Below are 17,972 nucleotides of genomic sequence, written 5' to 3' on the forward strand. Positions count from 1 at the left end.
AAGACCTTTACCAGCCTGAAGTTCAGCTAATGCTTTGTTGAAATCGAAAGATTGAGTCATGTGTCACTCCTGTTTTCTTAATAATACTGAAATGACACAGATTTCTAAACACTACCAAAAACTATATTCAGCTGTAGCTAAACAGCTTGTTTAAATGGATTACGAGTATCTTGGTGTTCCTCAAGATTACGCATTAAAATAGCATGCGCTAAGTTAATGCCTTCATTTAGCGGTATTTTTACAATGTGACCAGAGCCTTTAGCATCGCTAATACTTTCGCCCTTTTTGTTTTCCATATATTCAAGCTTAAAAGTAAAGTTACCTTGTGGTGTCATAAGCTCTAAGGAGTGACCTGTACAAAATTTATTTTTAACGTCTATTTCAACTAATCCATTTTCGCAGCGCCCAAGTACTTCACCCACAAATTGCTGTTTAGTTGATACAGAATGACCGTACTCATAGTTTTGATAATCTTGATGGGCATGGCGTTTTAAAAAGCCTTCTGTATAACCACGATGCGCTAGATTTTCGAGAGTTTTAAATAAGTTATTATCAAATGGTTTACCCGCAACAGCATCGTCTATTGCTTTGCGATAAACTTGTGCTGTGCGCGCTACATAATAAAATGACTTAGTACGCCCTTCTATTTTTAAACTATGTACACCCATTTCTGTTAACTGCTCTACGTATTGTACTGCGCGTAAATCTTTTGAGTTCATAATATACGTGCCGTGTTCATCCTCAAACGCAGGCATATACTCACCAGGGCGACCTTGTTCCTCTAGCATAAATACATCGTTACTTGGCGCGCCTTCACCCAGAGTAGGAATCACCTGTTTGGGGTCAATTTTATGCACCATTTCGCCGGTTTCGTTTTCAACCCCTGGTTTTACATCATAATCCCATCTACATGCATTAGTACACGTGCCTTGATTTGGATCGCGCTTATTTATGTAACCAGAGAGCAAACAACGCCCCGAATACGCCATACAAAGCGCACCATGTACAAACACTTCAAGTTCGGTGTCTGGGCAGAGTGTGCGTATTTCGGTTATTTCTTCGAGCGACAACTCCCGTGATAAAATAACACGTTCAATCCCCTGTTTTGCCCAAAATTGTACACTTGCGTAATTTACCGCATTCGCCTGTACTGATAAGTGAATAGGCATGGCTGGCCATTTTTCACGAACAAGCATAATCAAACCAGGGTCTGACATAATCAGCGCATCAGGCCCCATAGCAATAACAGGTTCAATGTCACGTAAATACGATTTAACTTTGGCATTATGCGGCGCAATATTAGACACCACATAAAACTTTTTATTTTGCGCATGGGCTTCACTAATGCCGACTTGCAGAGTGTCTAGGTCAAACTCATTATTACGCACACGCAAGCTATAACGAGGCTGCCCCGCATAAACCGCATCTGCGCCATAAGCAAACGCGTAGCGCATGTTTTTTAAACTGCCTGCGGGGCATAATAATTCAGGAATAAAAGGCATTGAAGAAATAACGGGTAACATGTGCGCTCCATACATCGAACTGGGTTTAAACCAGTTGCATGAGTTTTACCAATTTGATTGAAAAATTAAGCATTAATCCAGTGAAATTGGTGTTATTGAAAAATACATAAACACAAGCGCAGCAGTATAAATATGGCTAATAATTTAAATTTGATCGAGATCATAAAACAGCAATCAAACTGGTTTTTAATAAAATTAGGATTTTTCACTTAAAACGCGTATAATTCGCGCCCGTTAATATTCACACTTTTACTTAAAATTATTGGAGCATAAAGATGGCTTTAGAGCGTACTTTCTCAATCGTAAAACCTGATGCAGTTGCTAAAAACCACATTGGCGCTATCTACAACCGTTTCGAAACTGCTGGCCTTAAAATCGTTGCAGCTAAAATGGTTCACCTTTCACAAGAGAAAGCTGAAGGTTTCTACGCAGAACATAGCGAACGTCCTTTCTTTGGCGCTTTAGTATCTTTCATGACATCTGGTCCAGTAATGGTTACAGTTCTTGAAGGCGAAAACGCTGTTCTTAAAAACCGTGAAATCATGGGTGCTACTAACCCTGCTGAAGCACTAGCTGGTACTTTACGTGCAGACTACGCTGATAGCATCGACGAAAATGCTGTTCACGGTTCTGACGCTGTTGAATCTGCTGCTCGCGAAATCGCGTACTTCTTCGCTGACGAAGAGCTTTGTTCACGTACTCGTTAATTCGAATTCGTTAACATATTGAAAAGGGCTTTCGGGCCCTTTTTTAGTCATTACGTAAAGTATTAATCAGAAACTCATGATGTTTTACTTAATGATTAAAGTGAGTGAATTGTGTACAATTCGTCCTCGTAAATTTTATCTCCACCGTCACCGATTGAGGTTGTTTCATGACCGAGCAAAAAAAGATTAACTTATTAGATTTAAACCGAGAAGCAATGCGCGAGCTATTTGCATCGTTCGGTGAAAAGCCGTTTCGTAGTGACCAGGTGATGAAATGGATTTATCATTTTGGCGTAGATAACTTCGACGATATGAGCAACGTAAATAAAAAGCTTAAAGAAAAACTTAAAGCTGAATGCGAAATTGTAGCGCCAGAGATCACCGTTCGCCAGCAAGCAAGCGACGGCACTATTAAGTACGCGCTTATTCTTGAAGGCGGCCAAGAAGTAGAAGCCGTTTGGATCCCTGAAAAAGAGCGCGCTACGTTATGTGTATCATCACAAGTGGGTTGTGCGCTTGAATGTACTTTTTGTTCTACTGCTCAACAAGGCTTTAACCGTAACTTAAAAGTATCTGAAATTATTGGCCAAGTTTGGCGTGTAGCTAAAGATATAGGCCTTGATGGTCATAGCGAAAAGCGCCCAGTGACTAATGTTGTAATGATGGGTATGGGCGAGCCTTTACTTAATCTTAAAAACGTAGTGCCAGCAATGGAACTAATGATGGACGATTGGGGCTTTGGTTTATCTAAGCGCCGCGTAACATTAAGTACTTCAGGCGTTGTACCTGCTCTTGATTTACTAAAAGAAAAAATTGACGTAGCACTGGCTATATCACTTCACGCACCAGATAACGCACTGCGTGATATTTTAGTACCTGTTAATAAAAAGTACCCTATTGAAGAGTTTTTAGCGGCGTGTCGTCGTTATATCGACGGTTCAAAGGCTAATAAAGACGTGACTGTTGAATACGTTATGCTTAATGGCATTAACGACAGCACTGACCAAGCGCATGCATTAGTACAAACGTTAAAAGGCACACCGTCTAAGGTAAACCTTATTCCGTTTAACCCGTTCCCGGGTAACGAGTACACACGCTCAAGTAATAGCCGTATCGACCGCTTTTCAAAAGTACTACAAGCTGCAGGTGTAACCTGTATTGTGCGCCGTACTCGCGGCGATGATATTGACGCAGCTTGCGGTCAGTTAGTCGGTGACGTAGTTGACCGTACTAAACGCTTAGCTAAAAAGAAAATCCGCGACGATAACGCGATTGCCGTTAATATCCACCAAGCATAATCTGTAACAGCCTTATATGAATAAACCATATAAGGCTGTTAAGTTGTTTATTTTTAAATAAATGATGCAAGAGTAAAGCTTTTAGGTAAGATAGGCGACATGGACTAAAAATAAAGAGATAAGGTAATGCGATCTATACTTGCTATAACACTATCAACACTTGCCCTAAGTGGCTGTGTGAGCGAAAGTAGTTATAACGGCAGTAATAAACCCGTCGTCGAAAATAAAGTTAATAATACTGGCGCAGCACGAACACGAATTGCTTTAGCCCTACAGTATTTAAAAACGGGTAATAATTCTCAAGCCAAATACAATTTAGAACGTGCAGCAGCATTTGCTCCTGACCTACCTGAAGTACATTACTCTCTTGCTTATTACTACCAACAAGTGGGCGAAAACCCGCTAGCTGATAAAGCCTACCAAAAAGCACTTGAAATCAAGCCAGACGATCCTAACACCCTCAATAACTACGGTGTGTTTTTATGTGGTATTGATGAATACGATCGTGCAACTGATCAATTTTTAAAAGCTATTGAAGTACCAAGTTATATTCGCGTTGCCGAAAGCTACGAAAATTTAGCCTTGTGTGCTATTGAATTTGATGATTTTGAAAATGCAGAAAGCTACTTTCAACAGGCACTTAATCACAGCTCTCAGCGAACATCTACATTAATTAGCTTAGCCGCACTGTATTACGCTAAAAGTGACTTGTACAAAGCCAGTGAACTTATAAAACGCTATGAAAGTACGGGCCGAGTATCTTCTCGCGCATTAATGCTTAGCTACCTTGTAAAAAACCGAATGGGCAGAATTGAAGAAGCTGAAAAAATTTCCAACACTATTTTGCAAACTTACTCTACCAGCAACGAAGCCTATGCGTTAAAAGAGAAAAGAACACGCTTTAATGAGTTTGAAATACTGCGAGAAAAATACCGTAAAGCGCAGTTAAAAGAACTAAAAAATGACGCAAGCGGCGCACACGTTAGTTCAAAACCAAAAATAAAAGTTATTAGAAAGAAACGTTCGCCACAGGACGGTTCAACAAGCTTGGTAACAAACAACGAACAAAAAACAGATAAAAAGCTCGCAACAGCAAATAACCAAGATGTAAATCCAGTTATAGCAAGAGAAAAGCAAGCTCAAGCATTGCCAAATACGCTCATTACGCAAGCCGACGAAGCAACCGTAATAGCAAAACAAGTAACGACCCAAAAAGAAGAAGCTCCTAAAGTCGTCGCGCCAAGCAACCCTACCGATACATCGGCTGTTATGCTTGCACTTACTACTGAGCACGACTCTGCAGATTCTATAGTAGCAGCGCCTGAAAAAGCGCAACCCGTTTTAGAACCTCAAAAAGAAGTTATAGCGACAAAACAACCGGCTAAAGCCGATGACGAGGTAACAATAATCTCGTTTGGCGCACCTAAAACAGGCCAGTTTAATTCGCAGCAAACTAGTAACTACAGTAATTCTGCACCTGCAGTTACGAATCAAAAAAACAGTAGTGACGTGGTATTCTACGAAGCGACTAAAAATACAACCGTTTTTGAAAACAGCAACTATCAAAATAATGCTGATATTGAATTTAAAAGCTACGAAGCAGTGCAAAAAACTGAGCTTCCAATGCTTAATCCTAAAGTATCGCCTTTACGCGTGCCATTTCATGTAATTGCTGTTGGCGAAAACCTATTTAGCATTTCGGTGCGATACAATGTTAAACTACAAAAACTCCTGCAATGGAATGGTTTAAAAGAGTCGGATCGGGTAATGAATGGAAGTAAAATATACCTAAACGATCCTAATATTTATTACGAAATTAAAGCTGGTGATTCCCTTTACGATATAGCTACCCAGCGGCATGTATTAATTGATGAATTAATGCGATGGAATAAATTAAGTCCTGATATAGCATTAAAACCAGGGCACAGACTTTTACTAGTGGATCCAGACTCATACACATTATGAATGAAGAAAATACGCAAACACAGAGCGAACAGCCAACTGTAGGACAAATACTAAAAAATCATAGAGAGCAAGCAAACGTTAGCATCGCAACTATCGCTGCACCGTTAAAGCTGTCTGAACTTCAAATTAAACGCCTTGAAAATGATGAATTTGCGTTACTAGGCCCTATCACTTTTGTTAAAGGCTATATAAAAAATTATTGCCGTGAATTAAAAGTCGATAGCGCACCTATATTAGCAATGATGCCGGCCCCACCAGAGCCGACCAAGCCCGCTAATATGCAAAGCTTTTCGCGCCGAACAGAAAAAGAAGCAAGCGACAACCGTTTAATGTTTTTTAGTTATTTAATTTTAGCGATTGTTATTGGCTCATCTGCTTTATGGTTTTGGCAAAACGCTACCCCCATTGAAGAGCAAACCAGTAAAATAAACGTTGCCAACTCAATAATGAGTGAACGACAAGCAGCTCAACCCAGTATTTTACAGCAACAGCAACAAGCCGAAATTAACGACGAATCACTATTAGAATCAAAAGATACGCTTGAAACATCAACAAGCTCAGAAGCCGTTACAGAAACGGCTCCTATTACATCTAACAACGAAAGCCAAGAAGATGCTAGCAGTACAATTGTTATGAACTTTAACGGCGAAAGTTGGGTTGAAATTTACGATGGCGAAGGCGAAAAAATAGCATTCGGCGTTAAAAAAGCAGGCTACATTATGACCGTAATCGGAACGCCTCCTTTTTCAGTTGTGCTTGGTAAGCATGACGCTGTAGACATTACTTTAAACGGCGAACCTGTAGATGTTTCTGCATTTCCTAAAAACCGTTTAGCCAAATTTACATTACCACTAGCAGAGTAGTCGCTATGTTTTCAGAATCCCCAATTAAACGCAGAAAATCCACCCGTATCAATGTAGGTAACGTCCCTATTGGTGACGGCGCCCCTATTGCTGTGCAATCAATGACCAATACCGACACCATGGATGTTGATGCAACCGTTGCACAAATTCAGGCAATACAAGATGCAGGTGCCGACATAGTGCGTGTATCAGTACCGACTATGGACGCAGCTGAAGCGTTTAAAAGTATTAAAGAACAAGTGACTATTCCGCTAGTAGCCGATATTCACTTTGATTACCGTATAGCCTTAAAAGTGGCAAAGTACGGCGTAGATTGTCTGCGCATAAACCCAGGTAATATAGGTAGCGAAGAGCGTATAAGAGCTGTGGTCGATTCGGCTCGCGAGCATAACATTCCTATTCGTATTGGTGTAAATGGCGGCTCACTTGAGCGCGACTTACAAGAAAAATATGGCGAGCCTACACCTGAAGCCTTATTAGAATCAGCAATGCGCCATGTAGATATATTACGCCGCCTTGATTTTGACCAATTTAAAATATCGGTAAAAGCATCAGACGTATTTTTAGCGATAGGCGCCTATCGCTTACTCGCTAAAGAAATAGACCAACCACTGCATTTAGGTATTACCGAAGCGGGCGGCATGCGATCTGGCTCGGTTAAATCAGCCGTAGGTTTAGGTATGCTACTTGCCGAAGGTATTGGCGATACACTGCGAGTGTCGCTTGCAGCTGACCCTGTTCAAGAAATTAAAGTAGGTTTTGATATTTTAAAATCGCTGCGCATACGTTCGCGCGGTATTAACTTTATTGCCTGCCCAAGCTGTTCTCGTCAAGAGTTTGATGTAGTAAGCACCATGAACCAGCTAGAAGAGCGCCTTGAAGATATTATTGAGCCTGTATCGGTTTCGGTAATTGGCTGTGTTGTAAACGGCCCAGGTGAAGCCCTTGTGAGTGATATTGGCCTTGCCGGTGCAAACCGTCGCTCAGGTTTATACATTAATGGTGAGCGCCAAAAAGCGCGTATTGACAACAACAACATTGTTGACCAGCTCGAAGGCTACGTGCGCGACTTTATTGCTCAAAAAGAGCAGCAAACACCTATCGATATTAAAATAGTCGAATAAATACCGTATAAAGCGCCAAACAGCGGTGTTTGGCGTTTACCTTTATGACCAGAACGCTATAATAGCGGGTCAATTTTTAGCATTCTTGTTGTGTAAGCATTTTTTATTACACATAAACAGCATTTAGGATTTATCAGTGGCAAAACAAATTCAGGCAGTTCGCGGTATGAACGATTGTCTGCCGGGCGATACACAAGTTTGGCAGAAAGTAGAAAGCATTTTACGCGAGACAGTAGCATCGTTCGGTTATCAAGAAATTCGTTTTCCTATTGTAGAATCAACCGACTTATTTAAACGCTCTATTGGTGAAGTTACCGATATAGTAGAAAAAGAAATGTACACCTTTGCCGATCGCAATGGCGACTTATTAACACTTCGTCCAGAAGGCACCGCAGTATGCGTACGTGCTGGCAATCAAAATGGCTTACTATATAACCAAGAACAACGCCTTTGGTACATGGGTCCAATGTTTCGTCACGAGCGTCCGCAAAAAGGTCGTTACCGTCAGTTTCACCAATTTGGTTTAGAAACATTTGGTATTGCCACAGCCGACATAGACGCAGAAGTTATTTTATTAACAGCGCAACTATGGGAAGCCTTTGGTATTACTGACCACGTTCGTTTAGAGCTAAATTCTTTAGGCTCTAACGAAGCGCGTGCAGATTACCGTGATGCGTTAGTAGCCTACCTTGAGCAACACATTGATGTGCTTGATGAAGACTCAAAACGACGTATGTATTCAAATCCATTACGCGTACTTGATAGCAAAAACCCAGACGTACAAGCAATTTTAACTGATGCGCCTAAATTGTCTGAAAACTTAGACGCTGAATCAAAAGAACATTTTGAAAATTTATGTGAACGTTTAGACGCTGCTGGCGTCTCATATACGGTTAATGAAAAGTTAGTACGTGGTTTAGACTACTACAACCGTACCGTATTTGAATGGGTAACCGACAGCTTAGGCGCACAAGGCACTGTATGTGCTGGCGGTCGTTACGACGGCTTAGTTGAACAGCTTGGCGGCAAAGCAACCCCAGCTGTTGGTTTTGCAATGGGTCTAGAGCGCTTAGTGTTATTACTACAAGCGCTTGAGTGTGTAGGTGACATTCGTCGTAATGCTGATGTATATTTAGCAGCAATGGGCGACAAAGCAAGCATTCAAGCTCCTGCAATTGCAGCGCAACTACGTAAAGACGTACCGGGTTTACGCGTTATGGTGCATGCGGGCGGCGGCAACTTTAAAAAACAATTAAAACGTGCTGATAAAAGCGATGCACTTGTTGCAGTGATTATTGGTGAAGATGAATTAGAAAAAGGCGTTGTGACCATCAAGTATTTACGCGAGCGTAAAGAACAAGTCACATTAGAATTAGAACAAGCTAAAGCGCTATTAGCTGAGCTTATTAACGGCTAAGCGAACATTAGAGGTAAGAATGGATATTTATTCAACAGAAGAACAACAAGCAGAAGCCATTAAACGCTTTTTCCGTGAAAACGGCATTTCACTTGCACTAGGCATACTTGTTGGCCTTGGTGGCTTATATGGCTGGAAAGCATATAACCAAAACCAAATTACTACCGCTGAAAAAGCATCAGATTCATATACAGCGCTTGTTGAAAGTGATGATGTATTATCTTCAGCTGATGCGTTTATTAGCGAAAATAAAGATACAAACTACGCAACACTTGCTGCATTTGTTGCTGCAAAAGACGCTGTAGAAGCAAAAAAATTAGATGTAGCAAGCGAAAAGCTAAGCTGGATAGTGTCTAATACTGAAAATACAGAATTAAAAGCAATTGCGATTACACGTTTAGCGCGAATTCAAATTGCACAAACTAACTATGACGATGCATTAACTACATTAAATGCACCATTACCTGAAGCATTCAATGCAAACGTTGCCGAGCTTAAAGGCGACATTTACACACAGCAAGGTAACAAAGATCAAGCACGTACTGCATACCAAGCAGCAATAGATGCGGGTGGATTAACAAGTAACCCACTATTACAAATTAAGTTAGATGACCTAGCAGTAACTAGCCCAGCGGCATAAGGTTTTAGGTATGAAAAAATTTACAACAGCAGCCCTTGCCCTATGTATGGCAACACTGATGGGTTGTTCATCAAGTGATGATGAAGATGAACTAGTACTTCCTGAAATTGTAAACCAATTTGAAACTGACGTTGTTTGGCAAGAATCTGTAGGTGATGGCGTAGAGCATTACTTTTCTCGTTTAACACCAGCTGTTTACAAAGATACTGTATATGTTGCTAGCCGCGAAGGCCAAGTAGAAGCGTTTTCGCTTACTAACGGCGATACGAAGTGGGAAACCGATGTACGCCAAGATTTATCGTTTTGGCCATGGGCTGACAACGGTAATGCAAAATTATCAGGTGGTATTTTGCAAGCCTATGGTAAAATTTATATAGGTTCTGAACACGGCTTTATTATTGCCCTAGATCGCGAAACCGGTGAAGAAGTTTGGCGTAAAAATGTACCAGGCGAATCACTGTCTAAACCAACAGCAGGCGATGGCTTAATATTTGTAAATTTAGGCTCTGGTAAATTGTTAGCCCTTCACCCAGATACGGGCGAAGAGCGTTGGAGTTTTGAACAAGAAGTTCCACCACTAACATTACGCGGACAAAGCTCGCCAACTGTTGCTAACGGTGGTGTATTAGTAGGCCTTGAAACAGGCAAGCTAAGCGTTTTAATTTCAGACAGTGGTTACTCAGCATGGAGCGCAGAAATTGCGGTTGCTAAAGGCGCATCAGAATTTGAACGCCTAGTTGACGTAGACACTCAACCACTTATTAGCGGTCCATACGCTTACGCTATAGCTTACAACGGCAACTTAGCTGCTGTAGATATTCGCTCTGGCAACGTAGTATGGAAACGTGAGTACAGCAGCTACCGCGAAATTGCGATGGATGCACAAACAATTTATTTAGTAGATAGCGATGGTGTTATTTACGCATTAGATAAAAATTCAGGTATTGAACGTTGGAGCCAACCCGCTCTACGTGGTTGGTACCTAACAGGCCCTGCAGTTGCAGGTAGCCACTTAGCTTTAGGCGACCAAGAAGGTAACCTACATTGGCTAAATAAAGAAACTGGCGAGCTAGTATCTCGAGAAGACTTTGACAGCTCGGGCTTTTTTGTTGAGCCAGTTGTTGCCGACGATAAGCTAATTTTATACACCCGCGATGGTGAAGTTAGTATGGTAAAAATACCAAACTAACTGACTGCTATTAGTATAACCTGCTAATAGTTAATTGTTTTTTGTAAGGCTTCGCACTGCGAAGCCTTTTGTTGTTTTTTAAAGAGGTAGTTTATGCTTCCCGTGATCGCTCTAGTTGGGCGACCCAATGTGGGCAAGTCCACATTATTTAACCGTTTAACACGTACTCGTGATGCACTCGTAGCCGATTTTCCAGGTTTAACACGAGATAGAAAATATGGCCAAGCTAGTTACGATGGCTATGAATTTATCGTGGTAGACACGGGCGGTATTGATGGCTCAGAAGAAGGCATCGAAATCGAAATGGCAGATCAATCTCTGCTAGCCATTGAAGAAGCCGACATTGTTCTGTTTTTAGTAGATGCTCGTGTAGGTATGACCGTAGCTGACCAAGCCATTGCTAATCACTTGCGTAAACAAGAGAAAAAGTGCTTTGTTGTTGCCAATAAAACCGATGGCATTGATGCAGATTCAAACTGTGCTGAATTTTACCAATTATCATTAGGTGAAATACATCACATTGCAGCTGCACATGGCCGTGGTATTACCCTATTACTTGAACAAACACTTCAGCCGCTTATTGCTGAACTAGCTGCTCAAGATGAAGAAGTAACAGGTGATGACGAAGAATTAATCGATCTTTACGAAGAAGGCGAAGGTGATGATACCGATCATCAAGCGTTTGCAGACAAACCTGTAAAGCTTGCTATTATTGGTCGCCCTAACGTTGGTAAGTCAACACTTACAAACCGTATATTGGGTGAAGATCGTGTAATTGTATATGATATGCCAGGTACAACGCGCGATTCTATTTATATTCCAATGACGCGTAACGACAAAGAGTATGTGTTAATTGACACAGCCGGTGTTCGTAAGCGTAAAAAAGTAAGTGACGTAGTTGAAAAGTTCTCAGTAATTAAAACATTACAAGCAATCGAAGATTGTAACGTGGTTTTACTTGTTGTGGATGCGCGCGATGGTATTTCTGATCAAGACTTAAGCTTATTAGGTTTTGCTCTTAACTCAGGTCGTTCGCTGGTTATTGCCGTTAATAAATGGGATGGCCTTGACGACTACGTTAAAGATCGTATTAAAACAGAGCTTGATCGCCGTTTAGGCTTTATTGACTTTGCACGCTTACACTTTATATCTGCACTTCACGGTACAGGTGTTGGTCATTTATTTGAATCGGTTGATGAAGCGTACGAGTCAGCAACTAAGCGTATTAGCACCGCAATGCTTCGCCGTATTATGGACATGGCACAGGCCGATCACCAGCCGCCGCTTGTTCGTGGTCGTCGTGTTAAGCTTAAATATGCGCATGCCGGTGGTTATAACCCGCCACGTATTGTAATTCATGGTAACCAAGTTCACGATTTACCAGATAGCTACAAACGCTACCTGATGAACTATTACCGTAAAGCACTGAAAATTATGGGCACCCCAATCAAAATTGAATTTAGAGAAGGTGATAACCCATTTGCAGGGCGTACTAACAAAGTAACGCTTTCGCAAAAACGTAAAATACGTGCATTTGCAAAAGAAAACCGTAATAAATAAACTGCATAAGCGTTAATTTATTACAAAAAAACGGCGTACTTTTTAGTACGCTGTTTTTTATTACTAAAAATTAAGTAATGCTAATTGCACCAGCCGTTCAACTGTCGTGTCTTGAACATTTTTAGGCGCTCTGGGGTAATACTTTGATTTTGGCGGCTTAATAGTTATAAACCCATGATTGGTTGCCATTTCGTGGGCTAACAGCTTTCGCTCTCGGGGGGTTAAATGGTTTTCGTGTATTTTTGCCAGCTCGCCGCTATCAAGCCATATGCCTGCACAACCTGGGCATTCGTCTATTTCAACCACTTTAAGCGGCGAAAAATACCGGCGCATCATCACAATACTTAAACATTTAGGGCAATTTACTCGCGATGAGACTTCGCCCTCACCTTCGGTATAATTACTCAAATACTTAAGTAAAACCTGAGCATGCTTTAACTCCGGCGAGCTAAACTTAAAAATTTGGCTGTTATCAAAAAATACGCCGCCTTGCGCTGACGTAAAAACAGTAATCCCGCCAACAAGTAAAGGTTCAAGTGGCGTATTACTACGAGGACAATACATTTAAAATTCCTTTTTATTTATTTTCTTTTACTCAAGTGCTTTGTGAATAAGCCCAACAAGCGGCGCCGGTAACGTAATATTACCTGCAAGTACAAACTCATGGGCTTCATCTGACATTTTTTGCCATGTACGACGAATAATACCAATCCATTTTTCTTCATTGTAATCTGGTTTTGCATTGGCAAACCCAAGCATGTAGTGCTCAATAAATACCAAACTTGCTACATCTTCAACTAGTTGGCTATCTGGATTGCGCTTAATATCTTTTTTAGCAACAGCGTTATAAACACGGTTTTGGTCCGTATCGTTAAACCCAGCCTGTTTCATTAATTCAACGGCTAGTGACGCATGAAAAATATAAAGTGCGCTGCGCCATTGATGATAACCCTGCTTGTTCATTTCAAAGTCGCTACGTGGCGACTTCCAACGCTGAATATGCTGTGCGCGCACTGCAACTTGCATGAGTGCATCGGCGTTAGGTTTAAAGCGAGTTAACATTTCGCTCATACGCAAGGCGTATAAATACTCTTTTGGAAAGCTTTGCCCATTGTACTGCTCAGTATTAGGGTCTAGGTTATTAGCTTCATCAATCAGCGCTATTACTTTATTAAACATGACAGTCTTTTATTGTAATTAGTTTTAGTCATTCTAAACGCTGATAAAACAATAAACTAGTGGCCCACTCATTTCAGCGGTGAAATTTGTTCAATCAAAAGTAAAACCGATTGATACTGGTTATAAAAGTAAGCGCATTGATAAGGTTAACTTGGTACTATATTAAAAACAAAAATGACACATGTGCGTAAACTAATAAAAATTAACGCGCTAAAAATGAGAATAATATGTTTAAAAAAACAATTTTAGCTATTTGCTTAGCTGTAGCATCACTGCCGAGCGCAGCCGATAGCAATGCAGATTTAAAAACCATTATTGATAACCATTGGCAAAATGCAAAAGCCGAAAAAATATTCTTTCGTACCGACCCTGATGGTTGGAAACCCAGTGGTACATTACCAAATTGGACCGAACAAGCCATTGCAAAGCGCCAAGCTTATAATAACAATGTATTAAAAAGCTTAAGTAAAATAGATCCTAAAACGCTGAGCAGCTCGCAATTAATGAACTACCGTTTATTTAAATACGAGCGAGAAACAGAGCAGCAAAGTTACCTTTTTCAAGATAAGTATTTTCAGGTTAACTTTTTAAGTGGCTGGCATACCTACTTTGCCGAAGCACCGGCTAATATGGCATTTTTAACACCTGATGATTACAACGCATTTTTAGTAAGCCTTGCCGACTACCCTCGCTTTAATCAAGAAAACATTAACTTGATGAAGGAAGGAATTGAACTGGGGTATACGCACTACTGCAAAACATTTAAAAATTACAGCCAGAGCATTAACGCTCATATTGTTAAGCAACCTGAAAACAGTGCCTTATACGAGCCCTTTACACGTATACCAAATACGTTTACAGCAGAGCAAAAGGCCACATACCAAAACAAAGCAAAAGCCTTAATTAGCTCAAAAGTAGTACCGGCTTATCAGCACTTTTACGACTTTTTTGAAAACGACTACATGCCTAACTGTAGAGCGCAGCCAGGTATTTCAAGCGTTAAAGGCGGGCTTGAGTATTACAAATATGCAGTTAATTACTACACCACAACCAATGCCACACCAAAGCAAATTCATGAGCTTGGCTTAAAAGAAGTGGCGCGTATAAAAACGCAAATGCAAAACATCATTGATAAAGTAGGTTTTGATAGCACGTATGCTGAGTTTTTAGAATTTTTAGCGACCGATGAGCAATTTTACGCAACAGACGCGCAAGACCTGCTTGAAAAAACAGCCTTTATTACGCAAAAAATGTATGGCAAGTTACCCACCTACTTTAATCATTTACCGCGAAACACCTTTACTATAAAAGGCTCAGCGAGTCGCGGCGCGTTTTATATGCCACCTGCTGATAACCGCTCCCCTGGCACTTACTTTTTAGCCTCAACACCTAAGTTGCAACCTTTGTATAATTTAGAAGCGCTAAGCCTGCACGAGGCAATACCAGGGCACCATTTACAAAACGCTATTGCAATGGAGTTAAATGTACCCGAATTTAGACGCACACTTAGCCACTCAGCATTTGGCGAAGGCTGGGCACTTTACACCGAACGCTTAGGTAAAGAAGCCGGCTTTTATCAAGACCCATACAGCGACTTTGGTCGTTTAGGTTACGAAATGTGGCGCGCCGTGAGACTCGTTGTTGATACCGGTATTCATGCATTTGGCTGGAGCCGCCAAAAGGCAATTGACTACTTGGCAGATCACACTGCTTTGCCACAAAGCGCGGTGGAGGATCAAATAGATCGTTATATATCATGGCCAGGCCAAGCGCTTTCGTACAAAATGGGCGAAATAAAAATACGCGAACTGCGTGCAAAAGCCGAAAAAGAACTCGGGGCTAAGTTTGATATTCGCAGCTTTCACGACACCGTTATCGGCCAAGGCTCGCTGCCTATGGAAGTATTAGAAGACGTAATAAACGATTGGATAGCAAAACAAAAATCGGCTATTTAACATTAAAGGAGGCGGTATTATTTGCCGCCTCTTTTTAAAACCCTCTTAAACACCTCAAAACTAATCCCTACCCGCTTTTGCTTCGTAAAGTTAATGATTACAAAAACCTGAGTAAACCTATGAGCAAACGCATTTTATATTGGCTACAAAACGATTTACGAATAGACGACAACCCTATTTTAAGCGAACTTGCTACTAAGCAATGTGCGCTCGATATTGTATTTGTAATAAACCCGCACTGGTTTAAAAATAATAACTATCAACAAAAGCCGTATGGCGTGCATAAACAGCAGTTTTTAATGCAAAGCTTGTACGAACTCCAACAAGCACTTATTGAGCGCGGGCAAACCCTGCATGTGCTTGAAGGGGAACCTGTATCGCTTTTGAAAGCGCGTATTAATAAGCAAAATATTGATGAAGTTGTATACAGCGAGCAATTTGGCCTGTACGAGCAACGCCAAATAAACTTACTCAAAGCACATTGCCCCAATGTACAGTTTACAGGGGCGCAGCAAGACACGCTCTTTAAGCAAAGTGACCTCCCCTTTGATTTAAGCGAATTACCTAAACACTTTACCCCGTTTCGTAAAAAGGTAGAGGCCGCCACTAGCCCCATTTCACTTTCAACATTACCAAACGGTTTGCTCCCTCAGCCAATAACCCTGTGCGCTAAAAAACCTTTAGAGCGTATAGCAAATAATGGTGTAATGCATGGCGGGTTTAAAAGTGCGCAAACACACTTAAAGCAATACTTTTCAGGTTTACTACCAAGTACTTATAAAATAACTCGAAACGAGCTTGATGGCTTTAATAACACCACAAAATTTAGTACCTGGCTTGCTTTTGGCTGTGTAAGTGCGCGGCAAGTTTATAAAGCAGTTGAGGCGTACGAACATAACCAAATAACAAACGAGTCTACTTACTGGATTAAATTTGAATTGCTATGGCGAGAATATTTTAAATGGCATGCACTTAAGGCAGGTAAAAGCCTGTTTAATTTTAAAGGCCAAAAACAAACAAAACCCCTTACTACATTTATGCCAAACCGCTTTGCTGCATGGTGTAATGGCTCAACACCCTACCCATTAGTCAATGCCATTATGAACGAGCTAAACGCTACGGGTTATATATCAAATAGAGCAAGGCAAATTGCAGCAAGCTGCTTAGTGAACGAGCTTGGCCTTGATTGGCGCTATGGGGCAGCTTATTTTGAACAACAATTGATTGATTACGATGTAGCCGCTAATTGGGGTAATTGGCAATATATAGTAGGTGTAGGCGTTGATCCGCGTGGTGGTAGGCACTTCAATATTGAAAAACAAACGTTACAGTTTGACCCGCACGCTGTTTACACTAATAAATGGCAAGGCAATGAAAATACCAGCACGCAGCTGGATACCTTAAACGAAGTTGATTGGCCAATTTAAACCGCCAATCAACTTTTACAAAGTAACGTTTAAAACAGCTCAGCAATGCCTATATTAATAGCGTAACCACCCAATGTTAAAAACAAAAATAAACACAGCGCCAGTAACAGCGGTTTAATACCCGCTTGGCGAATTGCCCCTACATGTGTGCGTAAGCCTAAAGCCACCATCGCAATGGTGAGTAATATATTATCAAACCAAACAACTGCGCTTGTAGCCACTTGAGGAATAACTGATAGCGAATGTACACCACTTGCCACAATAAATAACACCGCAAACCAAGGGATCGTAATACCTGCTTTTTGCTCGCCGCCATGCTCGTTATTGTTTGTTTTAGCATGCTTTTTACTTTGCCAAAACGATAAGCCCACTAAAAATGGTGCAAGCATCATCACCCTTAGCATTTTTTCTATAACGGCGGTATCTGCAGCATTGGCGCTTACAGCAGTGCCCGCTGCAACCACTTGCGCTACTTCATGAATAGTTGAGCCTACAAAAATACCGTAAGCGTGTTCACTCAGCCCCATGTAATCAAACATAATTGGGTAGGCGAACATGCTTAACGTGCCAAACACCACCACCGTTGCCACCGCTACCGATACTTTATGCGCCTGTGCTTTTATTACAGGCTCAGTTGCCATAACCGCAGCGGCACCACAAATAGAACTACCCGCGCCAATTAATATGGTTGTTTGTTCATCAAGCTTAAATACGCGCTTACCTAGCTGCACTGCCAAAATAAATGTGCCTAACAGCATTACAACATCGATTAATAAGCCTTCCCAGCCTACACCCGCTACTTGCGCAAAGGTAATTCTAAACCCAAACAACACAACCCCCGCTTTAAGCAATATACTTTTAGCGTAATCAACACCTATATCGGTTTGCGTAGCAATACGCGAAAACACACTGTTACCCACAATAATGCCAAGCACTATACCAATCGTTAAAGAGCTAAATTGCGCACTTTGCATTATGGGTAACTTACTTAATGCAACAGATGCTCCCGCCAAAACAACCACCAGCAGCATACCTAACCACCAGCGCGTATCGCCGTATTGCTTAGTATTAATACCCAAATTTTTAATAGCGCTAAGCATAATATTCTCTCAATTGAACAACGTT

15 protein-coding genes are annotated in these 17,972 nt (G+C 41.1%); 11 read left to right on the top strand and 4 right to left on the bottom strand.

Annotated features, from left to right (window positions below; translation table 11 throughout):
* Nucleotides 1-137: 137 nt before the first annotated feature.
* Nucleotides 138-1,523, bottom strand: coding sequence for a prephenate-dependent tRNA uridine(34) hydroxylase TrhP (trhP, locus tag I6F10_RS15065; protein ID WP_165744159.1), 1,386 nt, complete (start codon nt 1,521-1,523; stop codon nt 138-140).
* A 275-nt stretch (nt 1,524-1,798) separates the two neighbouring features.
* Between trhP and ndk the strand changes: the two genes are divergently transcribed.
* The 9 genes from ndk to der all read left to right on the top strand — a co-directional run bounded on the left by ndk (nt 1,799) and on the right by der (nt 12,286).
* Complete coding sequence (ndk, locus tag I6F10_RS15070; RefSeq protein WP_002961288.1) at nt 1,799-2,230, top strand: nucleoside-diphosphate kinase; 432 nt, start codon at nt 1,799-1,801, stop codon at nt 2,228-2,230.
* 167 nt (nt 2,231-2,397) lie between these two features.
* Nucleotides 2,398-3,528, top strand: a complete 1,131-nt coding sequence (locus I6F10_RS15075) for a bifunctional tRNA (adenosine(37)-C2)-methyltransferase TrmG/ribosomal RNA large subunit methyltransferase RlmN (RefSeq protein WP_165744160.1) — start codon at nt 2,398-2,400, stop codon at nt 3,526-3,528.
* A gap of 126 nt (nt 3,529-3,654) precedes the next feature.
* Nucleotides 3,655-5,493, top strand: a complete 1,839-nt coding sequence (gene pilW, locus I6F10_RS15080) for a type IV pilus biogenesis/stability protein PilW (protein WP_165744161.1) — start codon at nt 3,655-3,657, stop codon at nt 5,491-5,493.
* Complete coding sequence (locus I6F10_RS15085) at nt 5,490-6,356, top strand: RodZ domain-containing protein (protein WP_165744162.1); 867 nt, start codon at nt 5,490-5,492, stop codon at nt 6,354-6,356. The genes pilW and I6F10_RS15085 overlap by 4 nt, the downstream gene beginning before the upstream one ends.
* Nucleotides 6,357-6,361: 5 nt before the next feature.
* Nucleotides 6,362-7,480, top strand: coding sequence for a flavodoxin-dependent (E)-4-hydroxy-3-methylbut-2-enyl-diphosphate synthase (gene ispG, locus I6F10_RS15090; protein WP_165744163.1), 1,119 nt, complete (start codon nt 6,362-6,364; stop codon nt 7,478-7,480).
* Between the two features lie 136 nt (nt 7,481-7,616).
* The gene (hisS, locus tag I6F10_RS15095; protein WP_008168943.1) at nt 7,617-8,897 is read left to right on the top strand and encodes a histidine--tRNA ligase; all 1,281 of its coding nucleotides are present in this window, start codon (nt 7,617-7,619) and stop codon (nt 8,895-8,897) included.
* Nucleotides 8,898-8,916: 19 nt separating this feature from the next.
* The gene (locus I6F10_RS15100) at nt 8,917-9,537 is read left to right on the top strand and encodes a YfgM family protein (protein WP_002961300.1); all 621 of its coding nucleotides are present in this window, start codon (nt 8,917-8,919) and stop codon (nt 9,535-9,537) included.
* Nucleotides 9,538-9,547: 10 nt separating this feature from the next.
* Nucleotides 9,548-10,726, top strand: coding sequence for an outer membrane protein assembly factor BamB (gene bamB, locus I6F10_RS15105; protein WP_165744164.1), 1,179 nt, complete (start codon nt 9,548-9,550; stop codon nt 10,724-10,726).
* Nucleotides 10,727-10,819: 93 nt separating this feature from the next.
* Nucleotides 10,820-12,286, top strand: coding sequence for a ribosome biogenesis GTPase Der (der, locus tag I6F10_RS15110; protein ID WP_024597862.1), 1,467 nt, complete (start codon nt 10,820-10,822; stop codon nt 12,284-12,286).
* 63 nt (nt 12,287-12,349) lie between these two features.
* Here the strand turns inward: der and I6F10_RS15115 are convergent, their stop codons facing one another.
* Together I6F10_RS15115 and I6F10_RS15120 are read right to left on the bottom strand one after the other, a co-directional pair.
* Nucleotides 12,350-12,850 (bottom strand): TFIIB-type zinc ribbon-containing protein, encoded by a 501-nt coding sequence (locus tag I6F10_RS15115; protein ID WP_165744165.1) that lies wholly within the window; start codon nt 12,848-12,850, stop codon nt 12,350-12,352.
* 27 nt (nt 12,851-12,877) lie between these two features.
* Nucleotides 12,878-13,465 carry a DUF4202 domain-containing protein gene (locus I6F10_RS15120; protein WP_197099081.1) on the bottom strand — a complete coding sequence of 196 codons (588 nt, stop codon included), beginning with the start codon at nt 13,463-13,465 and terminating at the stop codon, nt 12,878-12,880.
* Nucleotides 13,466-13,692: 227 nt separating this feature from the next.
* On the opposite strand from I6F10_RS15120, the gene I6F10_RS15125 reads away from it, so the two are divergent.
* Together I6F10_RS15125 and I6F10_RS15130 are read left to right on the top strand one after the other, a co-directional pair.
* Nucleotides 13,693-15,420 carry a DUF885 domain-containing protein gene (locus I6F10_RS15125; protein WP_165744167.1) on the top strand — a complete coding sequence of 576 codons (1,728 nt, stop codon included), beginning with the start codon at nt 13,693-13,695 and terminating at the stop codon, nt 15,418-15,420.
* Between the two features lie 119 nt (nt 15,421-15,539).
* A complete protein-coding gene (locus tag I6F10_RS15130) occupies nt 15,540-16,847 on the top strand; it encodes a DASH family cryptochrome (RefSeq protein WP_165744168.1) in 1,308 nt (435 codons plus the stop codon).
* A gap of 29 nt (nt 16,848-16,876) precedes the next feature.
* Here I6F10_RS15130 and I6F10_RS15135 read toward each other — a convergent pair whose 3' ends face one another.
* Nucleotides 16,877-17,947, bottom strand: coding sequence for a YeiH family protein (locus I6F10_RS15135; RefSeq protein WP_165744169.1), 1,071 nt, complete (start codon nt 17,945-17,947; stop codon nt 16,877-16,879).
* Nucleotides 17,948-17,972 lie beyond the last annotated feature (25 nt).

Origin of the sequence: Pseudoalteromonas sp. SWYJZ98, from assembly GCF_015864495.1 — a bacterium.
Taxonomy (GTDB): domain Bacteria; phylum Pseudomonadota; class Gammaproteobacteria; order Enterobacterales; family Alteromonadaceae; genus Pseudoalteromonas; species Pseudoalteromonas distincta.